The sequence below is a fragment of the Fictibacillus aquaticus genome (genome assembly GCF_002245695.1).
Classification (GTDB): domain Bacteria; phylum Bacillota; class Bacilli; order Bacillales; family Fictibacillaceae; genus Fictibacillus; species Fictibacillus aquaticus.
In genome coordinates, this window is record NZ_NOII01000001.1 from 122,623 (window position 1) to 140,870 (window position 18,248).

The window sequence follows — 18,248 nt, forward strand, 5'->3', positions numbered from 1 at the left end:
CATGTTTGATGATGTTCGCGCTGTCCCTAAGCCGATGAAGCATCAGACAGAGAAAGACAAGCCTGTATTTAAAGAAAGGCGATATAACCGCAAGCGCAAGACGAAAAAGAAAGTGGAAATGTACAAGGGTGTGAAGATCCCGCACAGAAAGAGGCGCGGTGAAATATCGAAAGTAGATTACGAGAAAGCGCTGCTGCATTATGGTGGTGGGTGCGCGGAAACAGGACAAACCAACATTGAGATGCACCACATTGTATTCCGTTCGCAGGGCGGCCGCGGAGGATTCAGAAACCTTGTTCCTCTCTCGAAAGAATTCCACACCTTATGCCATACAGACCGAGCATACGCAGATTACTGGCGGGAGCAGCACAAGAAAATTTTCGGGCCGCATTACATGAAAGATGCCTATGACCTCTGGAAAGAAGGGTTGATTCATAATCCGACACCTGAAGCATTCGAGAAATTCATGCAGGGGGAACAGGGCGATGCGTAGATGGGTGGTAAGCAAAACAGTTGCCAGTGTAGATCACGAACGCTTGCAGCTGATCGTCATTCATCCAGAAGTCGATGACAAGGTGGCGGTAAAGAAAGAACACCGCGGGCGCTTTTACGAACGTCATCTGATAATAGGCAATAGAAACCCATTTTCCAGTGTAGTCAATATAGAGGGGAACAGACAAGGGGAACACGCATGATAAAGATTCTTGAATTATTTGGCGGCATCGGTGCTCCAAGAAAGGCGCTTATCAACCTTGGGATAGATCATAAATCAATTGACTATGTGGAGATTGATGAAAAGGCAGTTCGAGCATATAACGCTCTGTATGATAACCGTCATCGGGCGCAGTCGGTGGTTGGCTACAGTTTAAAACCGGACATCCTTGTACATGGTTCGCCATGCCAAGACTTTTCCAGAGCTGGCACAAGACTTGGAGGAAAAGACGAGGATAAAACACGCAGCTCGCTCATGTGGGAGACGTTGAAAATCATCGAGAACATGGGCGCTTGGAAACCTAGAGTGGTAGTTTGGGAGAACGTTAAAGGGGTGCTCGATAAAGATATGATTCACTCCTTTAGCAAGTACCTCGCTGAAATGAGCAGACTGGGATACACCAACAGCTTTGAAGTTCTAAATGCGATGGATTTCGGAATGCCTCAGAAAAGGGAGAGAGTCTTCACAATTTCGACCCTCAGTGGTGAAGTATTTGATTTCAGCCGGCTAAAACGAAAACCGGCACGACATATCAGCGAATTGCTGGAGACGGACGTGACGGAAGAACAATACATGATCAAGATCCCAAGCATGCTGAACCGCATCAGGGAATACGCACCGCCGAACATGAACTATCGCTTTTTGGATGTAATTGAATCACATTGCTGGACCATCAGTACTCGACAGGACCGCAGCCCGAATGCCGGCATTGTCCCGATTGAAGGGGGATACCGGTATCTAACAGAGAGGGAATGCTGGCGCCTCATGGGATTCGATGATGAGGATTTCAAGGAAGTGCTCAAAGCATATCCAGGAGCGCCGAACAAGCGCAATGCCACATTATACCGACTGGCCGGCAACAGCATCGTAGTGAACGTCCTGGAAGCGATATTCGAAGTGCTGTTGACGGAAGCGGTCACAACTTAATCTGGGAGGGTAACAATGAACATTCCAGTCGGACTTGTAGACGAAAATGGAAAAATACATTACATGGTGATGCGAGACAAATTCCTTTCTGACCTGAGTGTAATGCTCAGGCAGGAAGGAATCACACCAGTTCATACTTCCGATGATAAAGGCAATTTGAAAACGTATCAGGCACAAGCGGTCATATTGATGTCAAAGGGCTGTAAAGGACACATGATGTTTATTCCGGACAAAGACTGATCTGGGAGGGATAAGGATGTACAAGTGTGAAAAGTGCGGAGACAAAGGGATATTCAAAGGAAAATTATTCTCGGTGTACTGTAGCTGTCCAGCAGGCAAAAATAAACGAATTGAAATCGGCTGGCTGAAAACAGCTCCACAAAGCAATTATGATCTGCATAACATCGTAGAAGTTACCGTACAGATCAACGGCAAAGAAGTGAAGAAACAGATTGAAACGAAATCGCATGAAGATAGCTGGATAAATCCAGTCAACTGGAGATACCACAAAGCGAACAGGGACGTACTCATTGACTTGGCGCTTATGACGGGTGACAGGAAATGGTTTGATGAACTAACAACAAACGGAGGTAATGAATAATGGGTGAAATATATGAAACTTATTTAGTTACAACTAGCGACAGTGAAGTTTATGAATATGGATCACTTGAAGCTGCGGAAAAAGCTTTTCAAGAAATGAAAAGTGACTACGACGATTTTACTGGCGATGAAAGGCTGACCTTGTCAAAAGTGATTAAGGTTGCATATGTCGTTGAAGATAAAGAACGGATGAAAAAAGAAAACCCGAAAGACAGTGGATATGATGGGTGGGTTAAATGGGAGGAACAACAATGCTAAATAGAGTCGTATTGGTAGGAAGATTAACGGCTGATCCGCAACTCAAATACACGCCAAATGGAGTGGCTGTAGCAAACTTCACACTTGCGGTCAACCGCCCATTCTCCAATCAGCAGGGTGAAAAGGAAGCTGATTTTATCAACTGTGTGGTGTGGCGAAAACCGGCTGAGTCAGCCTCGCAATATCTTAAAAAAGGTTCACTTGCTGGAGTGGACGGAAGAATGCAGACACGCAGCTACGACAACAATCAAGGCCAGAGAGTCTACGTGACAGAAGTAATGGCAGAGAGCGTGCAGTTTTTGGAGCCGAGGAATCAGCAATCCGACAATAGCCGTTCAGACAGCGCGAATCAAAGGAACCAGCAACAGCAGCAAAGGCAAAATGAACCGGATCCATTCGCTGGCGGATCGATAAGTATTTCTGACGAAGATTTACCTTTTTAGAAAATGTTACCAAAAAACGAACAGTTCATATGTGACGATTGCAATCTCATTTTTCAAGTGTTTGGCATCGGCATCGTGAAACGAAAAAGCGTGTACTGCCCGAAATGCGGAGAGCGCTGGGAAACGAGAGTATACGAATCCACCGGAAAAGGTACACGAGGCCGGCAAGGGTGGAAAGACTTTAAGCCGGATGAAATCGTGGTATTAAAACGCTGCCTGTCAGGGGAACTTGCTCCGCATCAGGCAGCACTCCTATTAGGACGAAATGCTAATTCGATACGGATCAAGCTTCACCGCATGAGAAACGGCACACCTGCACCATCGGAAAATACATGGAAGGACAGCGAGGTTGCCGTACTCCAGAAAGCGATTAGAGAGGAAACGCACCTGCGAGAAGTAGCAGCGCAATTAAACCGCACTTACGATTCTGTAAGGCAGAAAGCTAGGAGGATGAAAGGGTGAATGATGAAGAAAAAGGATTATTAATTGCTGACATAAAAGCACAAGTCATCAAAGAACTAACAGGTAAAGACTTCAGAGTAGCTCAAGACAACACGAAAGCCCTGAATGTAGTTTATCAAAAATACAGAAAGGCTTTATATGACAAATATGGTGTCGGTACTTGGGCTGTGGCGTGGGATTGTGTAAGAAAACTGGCTGTTTTTAAACTTGGTAAACGTTATGTAAGAGATTTGTTGCCAAGTGAAGAGGATCGTGCAGCTGAATTTGCAGAAGCGTTATTAAATCAATTGCTGGAGGATGAAAACATTGAATCTGAAACCGCTATTTGAAAAACAGCAGGAATTAAGGGACCGCATTAATTACCAGGGGGCGGACAGGTTTGAAAAGCTTGTCCTGGCTCTTTTAGTCGAGATTGGCGAGTGTGCGAACGAGTGGCGCGGGTTTAAATTTTGGAGTACGGATCAGGAGCCGAGGACATTCGCAAAGACTACAAATGATCCTAATGGTGGTTTTACAATTAAGAACCCACTCCTAGAGGAATATGTGGACGGATTGCATTTTGTTTTAGAGTTGGGACTAGAGCATGAATTTGATCCGGATGGGTTGGCGATAGAAGAACTTAAATTCAGTTCTATCACAAGACAATTCACAGCGTTATTCCAAGTTGATTGGGATGTGTATGAAGAAGGGCAAGGTGGTTATTATCACGAAGGATTAGAACTTTATATCGGTTTGGGCGAAATGCTCGGTTTCACCTGGAAACAAGTAGAGGCAGCATACATGGAAAAGAACGCGGTCAATCACAAGCGCCAGGAGGATGGATACTGATGAATAAACAAGACGAAATCCTCACGCTGATCCGCAAGCAAGAAGCTGAAATCGAGCAGCTGCTGGAAACAAAAAGCAAAGAAGAACCTGGCAGCACATTGTACATCGTGGCAGAGCGTGTGGCACTGGCTCATCAGGTATTTATCGAAGAATTGAGGACGATTTTATGACTTTGGATGAAAGAAAGAACATGATCTCCATCCTCCATTTCCGCACAGGGCAGCCAGAACACGTATTTGAAAAGATGAGCGATGAGGCACTGGAAAGAGAATATCAGATTAGGTGCGAGCGATGATTGAATTCACCGTACTGGGTGAGCCTGTAAGCCAAGGGAGAGCGAGAGCCTCTTCCTTTGGCGGCAAGGTGAGAATGTATGACCCGCAGAAATCGAAGGACTACAAACACTATCTCCGATTAGCCGCAAGTGAGCATGCGCCAAAATCTCTCTTAGAGGGCGCTTTGCAACTAGAGGTAAGAATATACCGCCCGATTCCGAAAAGCTTCAGCAAGAAGAATCAGAAGCTCGCTGAAGAAGGTGTAATAAGACCAGTGAGTAAGCCGGATGCTGACAATTACTTGAAGATTGTTTCCGATGGTTTAAATAAAGTGTTGTGGAAAGATGATTCGCAGATCGTGAGTGTACAAGTTTCCAAGTTTTATAGTGAACGGCCAAGAATCGAAGTGAAGGTGGAGGAGCTTAATGACAAGAACATTGGTGATAAGTGATATTCACGGCTGCTATGAAGAACTAGAACTTTTGTTAGAAACGGCTAATTACGATTCAAAAAATGATCAGCTTATTTTCCTTGGTGATTATGTAGATCGGGGGCAAAGTAATCGAGAAGTCGTAGATCTAGTAAAGCGTCATGTTTACAACAACGGGGCGGTAGCTCTGAGAGGAAATCATGATCAAATGTTTTTAGATTGGCTGGACAACCCTGTAATGCATTCGTTCTTGTACAAGATAAACGGTGGAGGGTCAACGGTAGCCAGTTATTTAGGAATCAGTGAGGAACAAGTTGATTTTCTTACTTGGTCGCCAAGTCGCGTGTTGGATTATGCGCAAGAAATTATTGAGAATTATGATGAAGAAATCAGATTTTTAAAAGCTCTGCCGTATTATCATGAAGACGATAATCACATTTACGTCCATGCGGGAATTAATCCTTTGATGGATGACTGGAAAAAAACAAGTGAGCAAGAGTTCATTTGGATTAGAGAACCATTTTTATATAACTCACATAATCACGATAAAACAGTTATTCATGGTCATACACCTTGTATTAACTTGCATCAAAAGCCTGGCATTTACTTTGGGGACAAAAAGATTGGCATAGACGGTGCGTGCGCATACGGGTATCAGCTGAACTGCTTGGTTATTGACGAAATTGGTTATGATTCGGTTTCGGTAAAGAAGCTGGACCGAATTAAGGCGAAATAATGTCCGCTAAATGGTTAGACAACCACATTGCTGAAATCAAGAAATGCCAAGCGCAGCTGAATGAGGTAGCAGAGGAAAATCATGTACACCGTATATCCGTACTATCCCGCATGCTCATTTTCATCGGCAAGGTGTCTGCTGAACTGTCAGAGGAATACAAGAAGATATATGCCAGACGGAAACAGGTGCATGCAGAAGCGTACATTGCCGCAACGAAGAATAAGGCAGCTGAGGCTGAACTGGCTGTCGTTCAGTTGAGACTGGATGAAGCAGAAGCATACGGCAGCATGAAACGATGGAACAATGCCTTTGAAAGTACGAAGGAAGAGATCAACGCACTCAAGTATAAAGTGAAAGTAAATATTGAGGACGGATCGAATAGGGGGTAATCATGGGCATAACCTATGAAACGAAAATACAATGTGATTTCTGCGGAAAGAAGGATGAAGAAGTAAAGGCCGTTGTTGTCGGTATTAATAAGTCGTGTATATGTGATCAGTGTGTGGAAGTCGCGGCAAAATTTCTTTCTGAGGATGATAAGGAGAAAGGCGGTAGCTGATGGGGCAAATGGAACTGATAGACCGCACATTAAGCAAACGTGCAAAACGTGAAGTAATGCGCCTCATGCGCTCATACGGCACACTGGAAGCCATCATAAAGAGCATGAGCGTGGATTTACCGGAACAATCTATGACTGTAAACTACAACCCGTCAGAAGCGCAGAGAAGTAATCAATTCAACAGCGGAGTGGAAAACATCGTGGTCATGAGAGATTCCCTGTTGCAGAAGAAGATACAAAAAGAAAAGCTCGATATCATTTACGAATCTGTACACGATGACCAGCGCAAGATGTGGGATCTGCGGTTCATTCAGGATTACACCGATGAGCAGACGATGATCCAGATGAACCTGACAACAAACCGGAAGAAATACTTCAAGGAAAAGTATGAGCTGATGGGCATGATAGCGGATGCGTTTTATCTGTGGTAGAAAACAAAAAATGGGAGGTTTTAATTATGGGAAATAAGAAGGGTATTGAGAGATTAGATGGGTTTCATTTCTTTGAGTTTAAGCATCCTTATTACGCACTAATAAAATCAATCAACCCAGAATTTGCGGTAAAGTTGTATGAAGAGCAAGTGGCAGCTGGTGAAAATCAAAACGACGTAAGACAAAACATGAAAGAAGTCGATAAGTTTTATGCGCTCGGAAAATTCTACAATTCGTATTATTGCGAACACCCGGGTCTCGAACAGCATAACGAAACAATGGAAGAATACTTCGAGTACATTCTCAAAGAAGAGTCTGGTGTCATGTTATTAGACGGATCGTTTTTATAAGGGGGAGCAAGCGATGGTAAAAACTTATCCAAAAATGAACGAAACCATCAAAGACCTGCTGAAAATGAATGAGGAGAACCAAGTGCACGCTTATGCTGTAGCAAGAATTGAGGAACTGGAAGAAGAGAACAAGCAGCTGCGCATTCAACTTAACTGTTACGAATAAACGTATACTTTTTGAATACTAATCGTATACAAATTACAACAGATTCCCTGATAAGATGATATTAACCACATATCTAGTATGTAGATTATAAAACCACCTTTTCTCGTAGGATCGGGGCTATCCCGGTCGGTCAGTGTGTGAAAGCGCATTGCCTTAAAGCGAGGGGAAGTGGTTTTTCTATTGTGGTACATAGAGGGGAGGTGTCACCGCGCCTTCTTCTTCTGACTTAAAAGAAGGAAATTGTTTCCTCTTGCCGAATGACATTATCGGGAGGAGGTGACTGAAATTGAAAATAGCTAAGCTAGATATGAAAATTCTTGGTGAAAAGGCTGTTGCGATGGCATTAGCTGCACATCTTGCAAAACATAAAAAAGTTTCTTCGACAGCAAAAGATTACATAATGCCCGGAGAAGATCATCCTGAAGCGATGTTTATGAGAGATTTATTCGCATTGACTACCGAAGAAATTATAGATAAGTGGTTTGACGGTTCAGAAAACGCTGACGACTTAATCTATAGCAAGAAATAACATTAAGGGCATCCATTTTTCAGATGGATGCTTTTTAATTTGCTCTCTGTAAACTAGATTCCAGTAAGCCTTTAAGGAATGAGCCGGGTCTCGGACAGTGCAGGGTCGCAACCTGCCTTAAAGCATGGGTCTAGTTTAGAGTGGAGTAAAAACGCGGTGGCGGAATAGGTAGACGCTAATCATGGATAGTATCACCCAAAAAACGGGTCCACGAAAGAGACATGAAAGGTGCAAATCCTTTCCCGCGTTCTTTAAAAAAAGGGAACACAAGCCATTTAGGGGCGAGTGCAGGCGGATGACGAGATGGGTTAGGCCGCAATCAATTTGGCAGTTTATTCACTGCCTATAATCAATAACAGCTTATCCCCCTGTTGTTGGTTATAGAGAGTGAATAAATAACAAAAACCCCTCTTTACAGAAGGGTCTTTGTTAACTCGATGTACGCAGTGATCAATTGAATAATCAAAACGTGCTCAACGAGAGAATCAGATTTTCGCTGATTCATAGGGCACCTCCCTCTTACGCAATGCGTATGTAAATGGGTGCTCCCTATTTTCCCTGCGGGAGTCTTTTAAAGGTCAATTTACTATAACAAATTCCTAGCGTGGAATCTACTAAAATTTTCTAATTAACATTGGACTGCTGTCGAAAATGAGCAAGTTTGAAAATCGGCTAAACCGGCATATGCTATAATAATTCAAAAATGGAATTATTAGGGGGATATGTCGTGAAGAAGCTAATTACAGCGGCTGCGCTTTTATTAATGCTTACTGGATGTGTAGAGGGTACAACAAAGGAAGATTACGAGAAGCAGGTCCAGGAACATGCAGAAAAGAAATCGGTTAAAGTTCCTGAGTATGAAATCAAGAACGATCGCATGGATAAGAACGGCACTTACTATGTTGACTTCATCACGAAAGCAACAGATGAAAAACAGTTAAAAATGTTAGTTCGCCACGCTGCCGGCATCAAGAAACAAACCGATGCTGTATTCGTTCAGATATGGAATGATGAAAAGGTAATCGCTAATGCAAAAATGGCGGTGACGGAAAAAGGAACAGCGCTAACCGGACTGGATGAAGTAGGTAAGATTGAATTCAATAGAGAGTAAACAATGAGCCATCTCCTAGCGAGGTGGCTTTTTATATAGGGAGGTAAAAGGGGATGACGTAATGCCAAGAGCAAGAGATCCGAACAGAGATAAAGCCAGGGAGATATGGGAAGCGAGCAAAGGGAAGAAGAAGCTCAAAGACATTGCAGCTGATTTAGGGGTATCGGACACTCAGATACGGAAGTGGAAGAGCCAGGACAAATGGGAACAAGGGAAAGGTAACGTTACTAATTCGAAAAGGAACGTTACTAATGTGAAAAAGTCTGGAGGTCAACCGGGCAATAAAGGAAATCAGAATCCTGTTTCTAAATTCCCGAAACGCAACAAAGCTGCCGAGAAACACGGTATTTTCTCGAAGTATCTCCCTCCTGAAACATTGGAGATTATGGAATTGGTAAACAATCGTTCTCCGGCGGACTTGATATGGGATCAGATTCAAATACAATACGCAGCAATCATTAGAGCACAACACATTATGTTTGTAGCAGACAAAAATGATATGGCAAAAGAAAGAAGTCAAGTTGGTTGGGGAGACAGTGGCTCGGATAAATACGACATTCAATTTGCTTGGGATCGTCATGCTACTTTCTTAAATGCCCAGTCCAGGGCAATGTCCGAGTTAAGAGGGTTAATTAAACAATTCGATGAAATGGCTCATGTCCATGATGAACGCAGGTTGAAGCTCGAGCAGATGAGATTGAATATCGAAAAGACAAAGGCCGATATCGATAAAGCTTCCGATGACGACAAGCCGATTGAAATCATCATCAAACGAAAGAGTCAAACGTGATGGAAAAAGAGATCAATCCGCGTTTCGATGAATTTTTGTTTGACTGGAGCACTAAATTCCAGTTTCTTGTGGGCGGTTACGGGTCATCAAAATCATATCATGTTGCTCTCAAACTAATCATGAAGCTGCTGCAGGAGAAGCGAACCGCGCTTGTTGTAAGAGAGGTTTACGACACACACCGAGACTCTACATTCTCGCTGCTGGAAGAAATCATAATTGACCTAGATTTAGACAGTCGGGTCAGGTGCATATCTTCACCTATGCAAATCCGTTTCCCCAATGGTAGCAAAATCATATTTAAAGGGATGGATAAGCCAGCCAAGTTAAAATCCATTAATAACATTTCTATCGTGTGGTTGGAAGAGTGCTCAGAAATCAAGTATGCCGGATTCAAGGAACTGTTGGGGCGCCTTCGACATCCGACTCTTAAACTGCACATGATTCTATCTACAAACCCAGTGAGTAAGAATAACTGGTGTTACAAACATTTCTTTAAAGATGAAAAAAAGAAATACTTCGTATTAGACGATGAAGAACTGTATAGGAAGAAAACAATCATTATAAATAATACCTACTACCATCACTCTACAGCGGATGACAACCTGTTCTTGCCGCCTGAATACATTGAGCAACTGGAAGAACTAAAGACACATGATCCAGACTTGCACCGGATTGCTCGCAAAGGTGAGTTCGGTATTAATGGGTCGCGAGTATTCCCTCAGTTTTCGGTTGCGGCGCATGAAGAAGTGATGGACCATATCCAGAAGATTGAACGACCTTTGAAAAGAAGTGGGATGGATTTTGGTTTTGAAGATTCCTATAATGCACTATTGCGGGTAGCGGTAGACAGGAAGAACCTTATCCTCTACATCTACTGGGAATATTACAAGAATAAAACGACAGATGACGTGACGGCCGAGGAGATCATTGAGTTTCAAAAGAACCGAGAAGAGATCCGTGCGGATTCAGCGGAACCAAAAACCATCGCTTACTACAGCCGAAAAGGATTCAGGATGCGTGGCGCAAAAAAATTCCAAGGGTCAAGGCTGCAGTATACCAAGAAAATAAAGCGATTCAAAAAGATTATTTGCTCTGACCGCTGCGTGAACACAATCGAAGAGCTGAAATACTTAACATTTAAAATCAACCGAGAAGGTGAGATGCAGGAAGATGAGTTTAACATTGACCCTCACACATTGTCGGCTATTTGGTATGCGCTTGATGATTATGATGTAGTGGATTTAAAACGAGCTTATTGACGGAAGAAGGTGATAACGTGATCGAATGGAATGAATGGAGCGAAAAAGTTATTGAACGGGAGCACGGTAAGATTTATTTTTACCGCGAACTATACGAAGGCAACCACTCTCAAATCTTTTCTCGGGCGAAAGACCTGATAGAAAAGGGAGAAATCGTTGATATCATCGGTGAGAAGCAAATTAAGACTATTAATGTTCGAAGTCCATATATCGTCGCAAACATCTGCAAATTGATACCGGAGATCCCTGCGACTCTTGTGTCCCGATCAATCGGAAAGATTAAGTCATCAATTAAATCGACAGACGAGCAGAACGAGGCCGCGAATGAATCTAGTGACGAAATCATTGACGGTCCAAGAGGAGACGCTGCTGATAATCGTATTGAAAATCTTCAAGACGAAATTATCCAGCAAATCGCAAAGAACAGCAACCTTCGCTTTGAACACTGGTCCAATATCGTACAGCATCAGGTAGATGGTGGTATTGTAGCTGTGCCGTGGAAGGATGAACGAGGCATACGAATTGATTTTAAGAAGAGGGACGTGTACTTTCCGCACGAGGATGGCCTTGGAGCTGATTTAGCTTATGACAGAAAGATAGCCGGTCATGATTACCTGCATGTATATCGTGAGCGATGGGATAAAACAGATCTCGAAACAGAACATATGCTTTTTCGGGTTAAAGAGGGCAATAGGACTGAACCGGTTGAAGATGCAGAAGCTATAGAACTATTGGGGCTTGAACAGCTCAAAACGATCTTTATGGGCAGATCACGCCCATTTATTCAGTATTGGGCAAACGAAAAAACGATGAGCTTTCCATTGGGCACATCTGCATTAAAAGGGCAGGAGAGCAAACAAGAAGAAATCAACTGGACGCTTACAAGAGCGGGAATCACGTTTGAACGTAATGGAAAACCTCGGTTAACGGTGCCGCAGAAAACGTTTGAAGAGGCGCAGGATAAAGCATATGAGCGATATAAAAACGAAAATCTGATTGACCACAGGGATTTCGAAATCACCACATACGATGAACAAGGAAAAGCACTCGCTCTCGTCCAGATTGATACGACGAAGATCGGTGACATGACATGGGTAAAAGAATTGGTTCAAGCCATGTTGATTGAAACCAAGACGTCTCAAAAAGCAGTTGATTTTTATATGGACGGTGGAGCGCCGGCACAATCGGGCGTGGCAAAATTTTATGATCTGTTTGTCTCTATCATAAAAGCAGAGAATATCCAGGCTGAATATATTTACTTGTTGCAGCAGTTGTTTGAAAGCTGTCTATGGTTGGCGAACCAAGATGACCCCGCCATAATAATTGAGGAACCGGAAATCACACTGAATGGAATGATGCCGGTGAACCGTAAGGAACTGGTGGAAGAGAACAACAAAGAGTATACAGATGGCACAGCAAGCCTTGAAACGACCGTTCGGAGGAATAACCCTCACGCATCAGAAGAATGGATTCAAGAGGAACTGGCACGCATTGAAGAGGGCGCTCAAGGTGATGACACGGTTTCGCTTTTAGCAGGCAGGCAGACATTAGGAAACCTGCAGGATAACCGAGATAAGGAGCTGGTCACAGAAGATGATGAAGAAGTTGATGAAAATGTTTAAGGGGTACGACTTCTGCGGCCAGAACGGTCACCGGTTCGACGGCAAGTCAAATAACTGTTTAGGCTGCGGTGTGTGGTTGAGGAAGAAGTAAGGGGGTTCTAACATGAACCTAGATAAGTTGCTGCTTCATTTTTCTGAGGTCATGGAAGATATATTCGGGCAAGTGAACAATGTGAATGATCTCTTAAATGACAAAAAGAAAATGAAGCTGATTGAATCCATCTTTGAATCCTTAGATCGGCTGGGTATGACCGTCACACAGGTGGTGCCAAACCAAATTAAAGACAGTTACTACGAGGGCATCCAAGAAGCTTCGGTTGCTCTTCAGGAGCTTGTGGCCACGTCGGCTGAAATAACAGCGACTGTCACAGCTGCTGAAATGAGTGCGGTAATCTCAGGTGTACTCGCTGCTGAACCATCAAAGGTGCAAAAGAGAATCCATCTTGAAGCACTGTCTGAGATTGCAGATGATACTTTGCTCGATCTTCAGGCGGCGATTCGAACCGCAAAAAAGAACGCTAAGATAACCATTGAGAAAACGCTAAATGATGTCCGGTCAACCATGGCGAAAAACCTGATTACGGGTGACCCAAGAAAAGTAGCTGCACAAGAAGTGGCGCAGGCGTTCGCGAAGAATGGACTTACCTCATTCGTCACGAAAGATGGGAAGAAGCTGCCACTCGACTTTTACGCACGCACCGTGGTGAACACGAAAATTCGCGATGCTCATGTAAAGGGTTCTAACCAGCGGTATACCGAAGCGAAAGTGGGACTGGTGCAGATCCATGAGAACAGCACCACATGCCCCATTTGCTCGAAGTACCGGAATATGGTCGTATCTCTCACTGGTGAACACGAAGGATTCAAGTCTCAAAAAGAAGTTAAGCTGCCACCATATCATCCGAACTGTCATGGAACAACCAGGCCATATGTCGAAGCGTTCAAAACGGATGAAGAACTGCAGCAAGAAAGAGACAAATGGAAGAAGTGGGAACCTGAGAAGGACACACGAACACCCGCACAGCGTAAAGCGTATGAGAAGGAACAGGAGATCCGCAGGAAAGCGAATCAAGAAAAGAAAGCTTACGCTAATATGGTCATGGCGCTCGGTGATAAAGCACCAAAGACATTGGGAGCTTATCGCAGGATGAAGCGGCAGAACACCATTAAGTTTCAGGAACTGCAGGATGAATACAGAAGTACACTGAGAGGCTGAATAAGCTTCTTTTTTCTTGTCCAAACCTGATGACGCTAAAAGCTGGAATAGTCCTGGTGGCTATAAGGAGGAATTAGCTTGATGCTAAAAAAACAACAAATGTCATTCAGCCATATGCTACGTCTTAATCTTCAATTCTTCTCGGAACCGCCTTCGGAACCGCCTGCAGGTGATCCACCGCCGGCAACGGATCCTCCAGCAGCGGAACCGAAAATGTATGATGAAGATTACGTCAAAAAGCTAAGGGATGAAGCGGCAGGGTACCGCACCAAATTGAAAGGGTTAGAGACCCAATCAAAAACGAGTCAGGAAGATTTGATAAAGAAGGTGTTTGAAACCTTTGGAATCAACCCGGACCCGAACTTGGAATTTGAAAAGCAGCTGAACCAAGCTAAAACGCAGGCTCAGGTAGCCGAGCAGAAGGCGAACGAAAAGCTGATTAAGGCCGAGGTGAAATACACCGGAGCCGAACTTGGAATCGTTGACCCAGATGTCGCTTATCTCCTTATAAGGGATAAAGAACTGACGGTGAAAGAAGATGGATCGGTGACAGGGGTAAAGGAAGCGCTTGAGGCACTTCTTGCAGAAAAACCATATCTAGCGAGTGGCGTTGCACCTGCAGAACCTACTGAACCAACCAAGCCAAACCGTTATATCCCGGGTTCACGTCAACCGGGCAACGATCAACGCAAAGAAGATAAGCGCAACAAAGGCGCAGAACGTGCCAAACAGCGTCATAAAAAGGAGGAATAGAACGTGAATCTTAAGCCAAAAACAGATTCTATCACAGTTCAAAACGAGATCTTGAAAACGACTCAGGGACTCATCTTTAAGGTGGGCGGGTTGACATTGGATGCAGCTCTTTTCCCAGCTGGCATCGTTAAAGCAGGCACGCCGGTGTCATTGAAGACATCACCTGCAGATGGCAGAGCTAAGCCGTGGGCAGATGCTGACACTGGTACACCGTATGTAACGACACACGATGTTAAGGTTGAAGCAGGAGCTGATACGGTTGTCGGCGGTTTTGAAGAAGCGTATTTCAATAAAAATAAAGTAACTCTTTCAGCTGCATTCCTAACTGCTGCCGGAAGCCGTTACAAAGTACGATAAGGGGGACTAAGACATGCCATTACACTTGGATGAATTTCAAAAAGAAGAATTCCTCGGTTACGTTGAGAACGTACCGGCTGCGAAAGATTACCTGCTTCGTTCCTTCCTGCCTAACAAGCAGATGGACGATCTTGATTTCACGTACAACATTTTTAACGGGAAATACACAAAAGCTGCAAAGGTTACAGGCCTGAATGCTGGCGCTCCACTGCGTGATAAGCAAGGCATTGACAAGGCGATGGGTCAACTTGCAAAGATTCAGACGTCTTTCCGTCTTGATGAAAGAGAAATGTTCCGTTTTAACAACCCGCGCAACACTCGTGAAGCTGAAGGTGTAGTCAATTACATCTACGAAGAAGTGGATGATCTCGTCAACTCTGTGTATGACACAGAAGAGTGGATGCGTGCTCGTGCTCTTTATCATGGCGGTTTTGATTACAACCAGGACGGCGTGGTCATTAAATTTGATTACAACATTCCTGGAGCGAACAAATTGACAGCTACGACTGCGTGGAGCGATCAAGTCAATTCAAATCCACTGACAGATCTTCGTGCAGCTGTTAAACAGTTCCGTGCGGCCAACAAGAACAGGAAGCCGGTTGTCATGCACATTTCTGAAGCAGTTGAAGCTGACCTTCTTGCTAACCAGCAAATCAAGCTTCAAATCCGCGGTGAGGTCGATAAACGACTTATCACGAGCTCTGACCTTCAAAATGTGTTCTCATCTCTCGGTTTGCCGCCTTATCAAGTACAGGACGACATGATTGACATTGATGACGGAAACGGAGAGCAAGCTCTTCTTCCTGAACGTCGAATCGTGTTCCTTGGTCAGGATCTTGGTTTCACAGGCATTGGCCCAACAGTTGAAAAGAACTGGGAGTCTGGCATTTATGTCGTGACGAAGATTCAAGAAACTGATCCGCCAATGCAAGCTGTATTTGTAGGTGAAACAGCCTTCCCGGCATTCCAACGTCCATCTGCTGTTGTTTGGCTGAACGTTTAAGACAGGGCTTAACCACCCTGTCTATTTTTATTAATTAAAAGGAGGGGCTATCATGCCTAAATATACTGCGAATGAATACCTGGTTCACAATGGAGAAATCGTACAAAGCGGTTCGGAAGTGGAATTGACAGCTGAACAAGCAGAACGACTCGGAGATAAAGTCTCTGAATCGGCTGAAACTGAATTGAAATCTAAGAAGGTCGATGAGCTCAAGGAACTGGCTGAAGCAGCTGGCATTGAAGGGTTCAGCAGCATGAAAAAAGACGAACTGGTGGAAGCTCTTACAAAAGCAGAGTAGGTGACTCCTATGTTTGAAACAGTCAACGAATATCTGGGCAAGTTGAACAACGCTGAAGCATATGCGGCGCTCGATGAGCCTGGGAAGGTGAAGGCGGTCTTTTCGGCCGAGGAACTATTGAAAGACCACTTCCCTCCTTCCTCTTTATCCGATCGTGTAATAGCACTCCAAGTGCTCTACATGCTCGAAGGGGAAGATGAGGAATTCTCGAAATATAAGCGGCATGGCGTGAAGAGTTTTTCAACCAAAGGGATTTCGGTAACTTTTGAAGGCAGCGGCATTTCTCCTGATGTGATTACCATTCTACGTCCATCACGAGCAGGAATCGGTCGGTTGATATGAGACCCCCGATGAGGCAAAAGGTCACGCTGATGGTCCCTATGACTACACCTGATGGGAAGGTCATTAAGGATGATTATGGACGGCCTAAGTTATCGGCTCGTGAGGTAAAAGCACGTGTCCAGAAGACGGTTCGGGTCATTAAAGGAGCAGACGGCACCGAAAAGGAAGCATCACTTGAAGTGGATCTCATGCCAGACATTAACGTAGTAGAAGGCACAGAGATTCAGTACAAGGATGTCTTTGATGTACTTACAAAGGGTGCTGTCATCGCTGTCAATGAATCAACGAATCTAGCGGGAACAAAAGTGTTCTTCAGGACGGTTTACATTGGCTAGGGACGATGTATTGCGTATTGAATGGGACGGCTTACAGGAGCTCGAGCAGCTGTTTGACAACATGAACGAAGAGTTCGAAAAAATCCTTTTGGAAGAATACTCTCAATACGGAAAACTGGTGGAAGAAGGAGCCAAAGCGCTTGTTCATAAAGACACTGGTGATCTTGAGGAAAGCCTTAACTTCGGCCAAGCTCAGCGAGAAGGCAATTTAGTTGTCGTAGAAGGCGGTTCCAACTTGCCATATGCTTTAAAACAGCATGAGTCTCCTAAAAAGGGCGGCATACGAGCCAAGTATGATAACGGTGCCAAATTCGAGAACTTCTATAAAGATGGACTTGGAGAAAAAACAAGGGCAAAGCCTCCGTGGAGGGGGTTTAAGCCCGGCCGCAAGTTTCTTCAAAATGCGATCAACGCGACGAAAGAAGATTATGACGAGATGAACAAACGAATTTTAAAACGGACGTTAGGAGGCGGCAGAGGATGATCCAGCGTTATCTCAAAGACTTGTTAAAAGAAAAGATTCCTTCACTTGAATGGTCAATCGATTATTCTACCTCTGACGACCACACTGGCGCCGTTTATTATGAGGGTGGGTTACCACCTGATCAATACGAATCAAAAACACGTTATCCGCAATATATGGTCTATATCCAATCCTCCGACTGGCGTATGGCCGGCGAGCATGCGGAAAAGGCATATCAGACATTGAACGGCTTGGTAAATTTCATTGTAACTGAAGATATATACGATGGTGAGAACGTAGTAGGTCAGCGAACCTATCACGTTCTTTTTATTCGTGCAATGGCTGAGCCAAACCGCATTGGTGTGGATGACGGTGTCATGGAATACAGCATTAATTTTCAAGCAATTTTAAGGGAGGTATAAGGAATGCCGGAAGTATCGAAAATTCCGTTTGGCTTAGCCGATATTACAATCGGTGAAGGCGCAGACATTATTAAATTTGACGGAAAAGAAAATTTGCAGGCAGAAGGTGGAGAGGTTTCAATTTCTCCTATCCTTGAAGAAATGAAGATCGCTGATTTCGGCGATTCGACGTACGATGAATACGTAAACGGGTATGAGGGCGAAGTTAAGATTATCGCTGCCAAACCGACTATCAAGCTCATGCAGCTGGCGATGAGTTATGCGGATGCTATTACGGATACTACCACTAGTGAAGTGGTCGGTCTGATGGACTCCAAAATCGGCACGTCAATGCGTGACCGTGCAAAGAAAATCACAATTCACCCTCGTGTAATGGGCACTGACAAATCACTAGATATCAACCTTTACAAGATGGCGGCAGTCGGTGAGCTCACTAGGGCTTACGAAAATGCACAAGGTAACCTCGAGATCACGCTCAAGCTTTACCCGCGAGATGGGTTTGATGCGAATAAGCCAGGAAACTTCTTCTATATCGGACCAAAGGACCCAAACGTAGTGACCCCTTAGATAG

At 44.2% G+C, this 18,248-nt stretch carries 33 protein-coding genes; all 33 read left to right on the forward strand.

The genetic code is table 11. The annotated features are described in order from the left end of the window. Window position 1 precedes the first annotated feature (1 nt). The 33 genes from CGZ90_RS00680 to CGZ90_RS00830 all read left to right on the forward strand — a co-directional run bounded on the left by CGZ90_RS00680 (window position 2) and on the right by CGZ90_RS00830 (window position 18,244). A complete protein-coding gene (locus CGZ90_RS00680; protein WP_094250411.1) occupies window positions 2-493 on the forward strand; it encodes an HNH endonuclease signature motif containing protein in 492 nt (163 codons plus the stop codon). Further along, complete coding sequence (locus tag CGZ90_RS00685) at window positions 486-695, forward strand: hypothetical protein (protein WP_094250412.1); 210 nt, start codon at window positions 486-488, stop codon at window positions 693-695. The genes CGZ90_RS00680 and CGZ90_RS00685 overlap by 8 nt, the downstream gene beginning before the upstream one ends. After that, window positions 692-1,639: a DNA cytosine methyltransferase gene (locus CGZ90_RS00690; protein WP_094250413.1), complete on the forward strand. Its 948-nt coding sequence runs from the start codon at window positions 692-694 to the stop codon at window positions 1,637-1,639. The genes CGZ90_RS00685 and CGZ90_RS00690 overlap by 4 nt, the downstream gene beginning before the upstream one ends. Before the next feature lie 15 nt (window positions 1,640-1,654). Further along, window positions 1,655-1,879, forward strand: coding sequence for a hypothetical protein (locus tag CGZ90_RS00695; protein ID WP_094250414.1), 225 nt, complete (start codon window positions 1,655-1,657; stop codon window positions 1,877-1,879). A 16-nt stretch (window positions 1,880-1,895) separates the two neighbouring features. Continuing rightward, on the forward strand, window positions 1,896-2,240 hold the full coding sequence (locus tag CGZ90_RS00700; RefSeq protein WP_094250415.1) for a hypothetical protein: 345 nt from the start codon (window positions 1,896-1,898) through the stop codon (window positions 2,238-2,240). After that, the gene (locus CGZ90_RS00705) at window positions 2,240-2,497 is read left to right on the forward strand and encodes a hypothetical protein (protein WP_094250416.1); all 258 of its coding nucleotides are present in this window, start codon (window positions 2,240-2,242) and stop codon (window positions 2,495-2,497) included. The genes CGZ90_RS00700 and CGZ90_RS00705 overlap by 1 nt, the downstream gene beginning before the upstream one ends. Beyond that, the gene (gene ssb / locus CGZ90_RS00710) at window positions 2,491-2,940 is read left to right on the forward strand and encodes a single-stranded DNA-binding protein (protein ID WP_094250417.1); all 450 of its coding nucleotides are present in this window, start codon (window positions 2,491-2,493) and stop codon (window positions 2,938-2,940) included. Before CGZ90_RS00705 ends, ssb begins: the two co-directional genes overlap by 7 nt. A 75-nt stretch (window positions 2,941-3,015) precedes the next feature. Further along, window positions 3,016-3,402: a hypothetical protein gene (locus CGZ90_RS00715; RefSeq protein WP_133063533.1), complete on the forward strand. Its 387-nt coding sequence runs from the start codon at window positions 3,016-3,018 to the stop codon at window positions 3,400-3,402. Beyond that, entirely contained in the window at window positions 3,399-3,731 is a 333-nt protein-coding gene (locus CGZ90_RS00720; RefSeq protein WP_094250419.1) for a hypothetical protein, read from the forward strand. Before CGZ90_RS00715 ends, CGZ90_RS00720 begins: the two co-directional genes overlap by 4 nt. Further along, window positions 3,700-4,230 (forward strand): dUTP diphosphatase, encoded by a 531-nt coding sequence (locus tag CGZ90_RS00725; protein WP_240515318.1) that lies wholly within the window; start codon window positions 3,700-3,702, stop codon window positions 4,228-4,230. Before CGZ90_RS00720 ends, CGZ90_RS00725 begins: the two co-directional genes overlap by 32 nt. Continuing rightward, window positions 4,230-4,400, forward strand: coding sequence for a hypothetical protein (locus CGZ90_RS20545; RefSeq protein WP_165766722.1), 171 nt, complete (start codon window positions 4,230-4,232; stop codon window positions 4,398-4,400). Before CGZ90_RS00725 ends, CGZ90_RS20545 begins: the two co-directional genes overlap by 1 nt. A 121-nt stretch (window positions 4,401-4,521) precedes the next feature. Continuing rightward, entirely contained in the window at window positions 4,522-4,956 is a 435-nt protein-coding gene (locus CGZ90_RS00730) for a RusA family crossover junction endodeoxyribonuclease (RefSeq protein ID WP_094250421.1), read from the forward strand. Continuing rightward, window positions 4,931-5,671 carry a metallophosphoesterase family protein gene (locus CGZ90_RS00735; RefSeq protein WP_094250422.1) on the forward strand — a complete coding sequence of 247 codons (741 nt, stop codon included), beginning with the start codon at window positions 4,931-4,933 and terminating at the stop codon, window positions 5,669-5,671. Before CGZ90_RS00730 ends, CGZ90_RS00735 begins: the two co-directional genes overlap by 26 nt. Then, window positions 5,671-6,060: a hypothetical protein gene (locus CGZ90_RS00740; RefSeq protein WP_094250423.1), complete on the forward strand. Its 390-nt coding sequence runs from the start codon at window positions 5,671-5,673 to the stop codon at window positions 6,058-6,060. Before CGZ90_RS00735 ends, CGZ90_RS00740 begins: the two co-directional genes overlap by 1 nt. Window positions 6,061-6,062: 2 nt before the next feature. Beyond that, the gene (locus CGZ90_RS00745) at window positions 6,063-6,230 is read left to right on the forward strand and encodes a ClpX C4-type zinc finger protein (RefSeq protein WP_094250424.1); all 168 of its coding nucleotides are present in this window, start codon (window positions 6,063-6,065) and stop codon (window positions 6,228-6,230) included. After that, entirely contained in the window at window positions 6,230-6,661 is a 432-nt protein-coding gene (locus tag CGZ90_RS00750; RefSeq protein WP_094250425.1) for a hypothetical protein, read from the forward strand. The genes CGZ90_RS00745 and CGZ90_RS00750 overlap by 1 nt, the downstream gene beginning before the upstream one ends. Window positions 6,662-6,687: 26 nt before the next feature. Further along, window positions 6,688-7,011 carry a hypothetical protein gene (locus CGZ90_RS00755; RefSeq protein ID WP_094250426.1) on the forward strand — a complete coding sequence of 108 codons (324 nt, stop codon included), beginning with the start codon at window positions 6,688-6,690 and terminating at the stop codon, window positions 7,009-7,011. A gap of 13 nt (window positions 7,012-7,024) precedes the next feature. Then, window positions 7,025-7,177 (forward strand): hypothetical protein, encoded by a 153-nt coding sequence (locus CGZ90_RS20550; protein ID WP_165766723.1) that lies wholly within the window; start codon window positions 7,025-7,027, stop codon window positions 7,175-7,177. A gap of 286 nt (window positions 7,178-7,463) precedes the next feature. Next, entirely contained in the window at window positions 7,464-7,706 is a 243-nt protein-coding gene (locus CGZ90_RS00760) for a hypothetical protein (protein ID WP_094250427.1), read from the forward strand. Window positions 7,707-8,433: 727 nt separating this feature from the next. Further along, window positions 8,434-8,817 (forward strand): hypothetical protein, encoded by a 384-nt coding sequence (locus CGZ90_RS00765; protein ID WP_094250428.1) that lies wholly within the window; start codon window positions 8,434-8,436, stop codon window positions 8,815-8,817. A 61-nt stretch (window positions 8,818-8,878) separates the two neighbouring features. Then, window positions 8,879-9,607 carry a phage terminase small subunit gene (gene terS, locus CGZ90_RS00770; protein ID WP_094250429.1) on the forward strand — a complete coding sequence of 243 codons (729 nt, stop codon included), beginning with the start codon at window positions 8,879-8,881 and terminating at the stop codon, window positions 9,605-9,607. Next, complete coding sequence (locus tag CGZ90_RS00775; RefSeq protein WP_094250430.1) at window positions 9,604-10,866, forward strand: PBSX family phage terminase large subunit; 1,263 nt, start codon at window positions 9,604-9,606, stop codon at window positions 10,864-10,866. Before terS ends, CGZ90_RS00775 begins: the two co-directional genes overlap by 4 nt. Before the next feature lie 17 nt (window positions 10,867-10,883). Continuing rightward, window positions 10,884-12,488 (forward strand): hypothetical protein, encoded by a 1,605-nt coding sequence (locus CGZ90_RS00780; RefSeq protein ID WP_094251741.1) that lies wholly within the window; start codon window positions 10,884-10,886, stop codon window positions 12,486-12,488. Window positions 12,489-12,591: 103 nt separating this feature from the next. Next, window positions 12,592-13,704 carry a phage minor capsid protein gene (locus tag CGZ90_RS00785; RefSeq protein ID WP_094250431.1) on the forward strand — a complete coding sequence of 371 codons (1,113 nt, stop codon included), beginning with the start codon at window positions 12,592-12,594 and terminating at the stop codon, window positions 13,702-13,704. Between the two features lie 81 nt (window positions 13,705-13,785). Further along, window positions 13,786-14,457: a phage scaffolding protein gene (locus tag CGZ90_RS00790; protein WP_094250432.1), complete on the forward strand. Its 672-nt coding sequence runs from the start codon at window positions 13,786-13,788 to the stop codon at window positions 14,455-14,457. 3 nt (window positions 14,458-14,460) lie between these two features. Then, window positions 14,461-14,814 (forward strand): hypothetical protein, encoded by a 354-nt coding sequence (locus CGZ90_RS00795; protein ID WP_094250433.1) that lies wholly within the window; start codon window positions 14,461-14,463, stop codon window positions 14,812-14,814. Between the two features lie 13 nt (window positions 14,815-14,827). Next, window positions 14,828-15,817 carry a major capsid protein gene (locus CGZ90_RS00800; RefSeq protein ID WP_094250434.1) on the forward strand — a complete coding sequence of 330 codons (990 nt, stop codon included), beginning with the start codon at window positions 14,828-14,830 and terminating at the stop codon, window positions 15,815-15,817. Between the two features lie 52 nt (window positions 15,818-15,869). After that, on the forward strand, window positions 15,870-16,115 hold the full coding sequence (locus tag CGZ90_RS00805; protein WP_094250435.1) for a DUF7210 family protein: 246 nt from the start codon (window positions 15,870-15,872) through the stop codon (window positions 16,113-16,115). 9 nt (window positions 16,116-16,124) lie between these two features. Beyond that, window positions 16,125-16,457, forward strand: a complete 333-nt coding sequence (locus CGZ90_RS00810; RefSeq protein ID WP_094250436.1) for a hypothetical protein — start codon at window positions 16,125-16,127, stop codon at window positions 16,455-16,457. A gap of 8 nt (window positions 16,458-16,465) precedes the next feature. Next, window positions 16,466-16,792 carry a hypothetical protein gene (locus tag CGZ90_RS00815; RefSeq protein WP_094250437.1) on the forward strand — a complete coding sequence of 109 codons (327 nt, stop codon included), beginning with the start codon at window positions 16,466-16,468 and terminating at the stop codon, window positions 16,790-16,792. Further along, window positions 16,785-17,276, forward strand: a complete 492-nt coding sequence (locus CGZ90_RS00820) for an HK97 gp10 family phage protein (protein ID WP_205727360.1) — start codon at window positions 16,785-16,787, stop codon at window positions 17,274-17,276. The genes CGZ90_RS00815 and CGZ90_RS00820 overlap by 8 nt, the downstream gene beginning before the upstream one ends. Continuing rightward, window positions 17,273-17,677 (forward strand): hypothetical protein, encoded by a 405-nt coding sequence (locus CGZ90_RS00825; RefSeq protein ID WP_094250438.1) that lies wholly within the window; start codon window positions 17,273-17,275, stop codon window positions 17,675-17,677. Before CGZ90_RS00820 ends, CGZ90_RS00825 begins: the two co-directional genes overlap by 4 nt. A 3-nt stretch (window positions 17,678-17,680) precedes the next feature. Beyond that, window positions 17,681-18,244 carry a hypothetical protein gene (locus tag CGZ90_RS00830; protein WP_094250439.1) on the forward strand — a complete coding sequence of 188 codons (564 nt, stop codon included), beginning with the start codon at window positions 17,681-17,683 and terminating at the stop codon, window positions 18,242-18,244. Window positions 18,245-18,248: the final 4 nt, after the last annotated feature.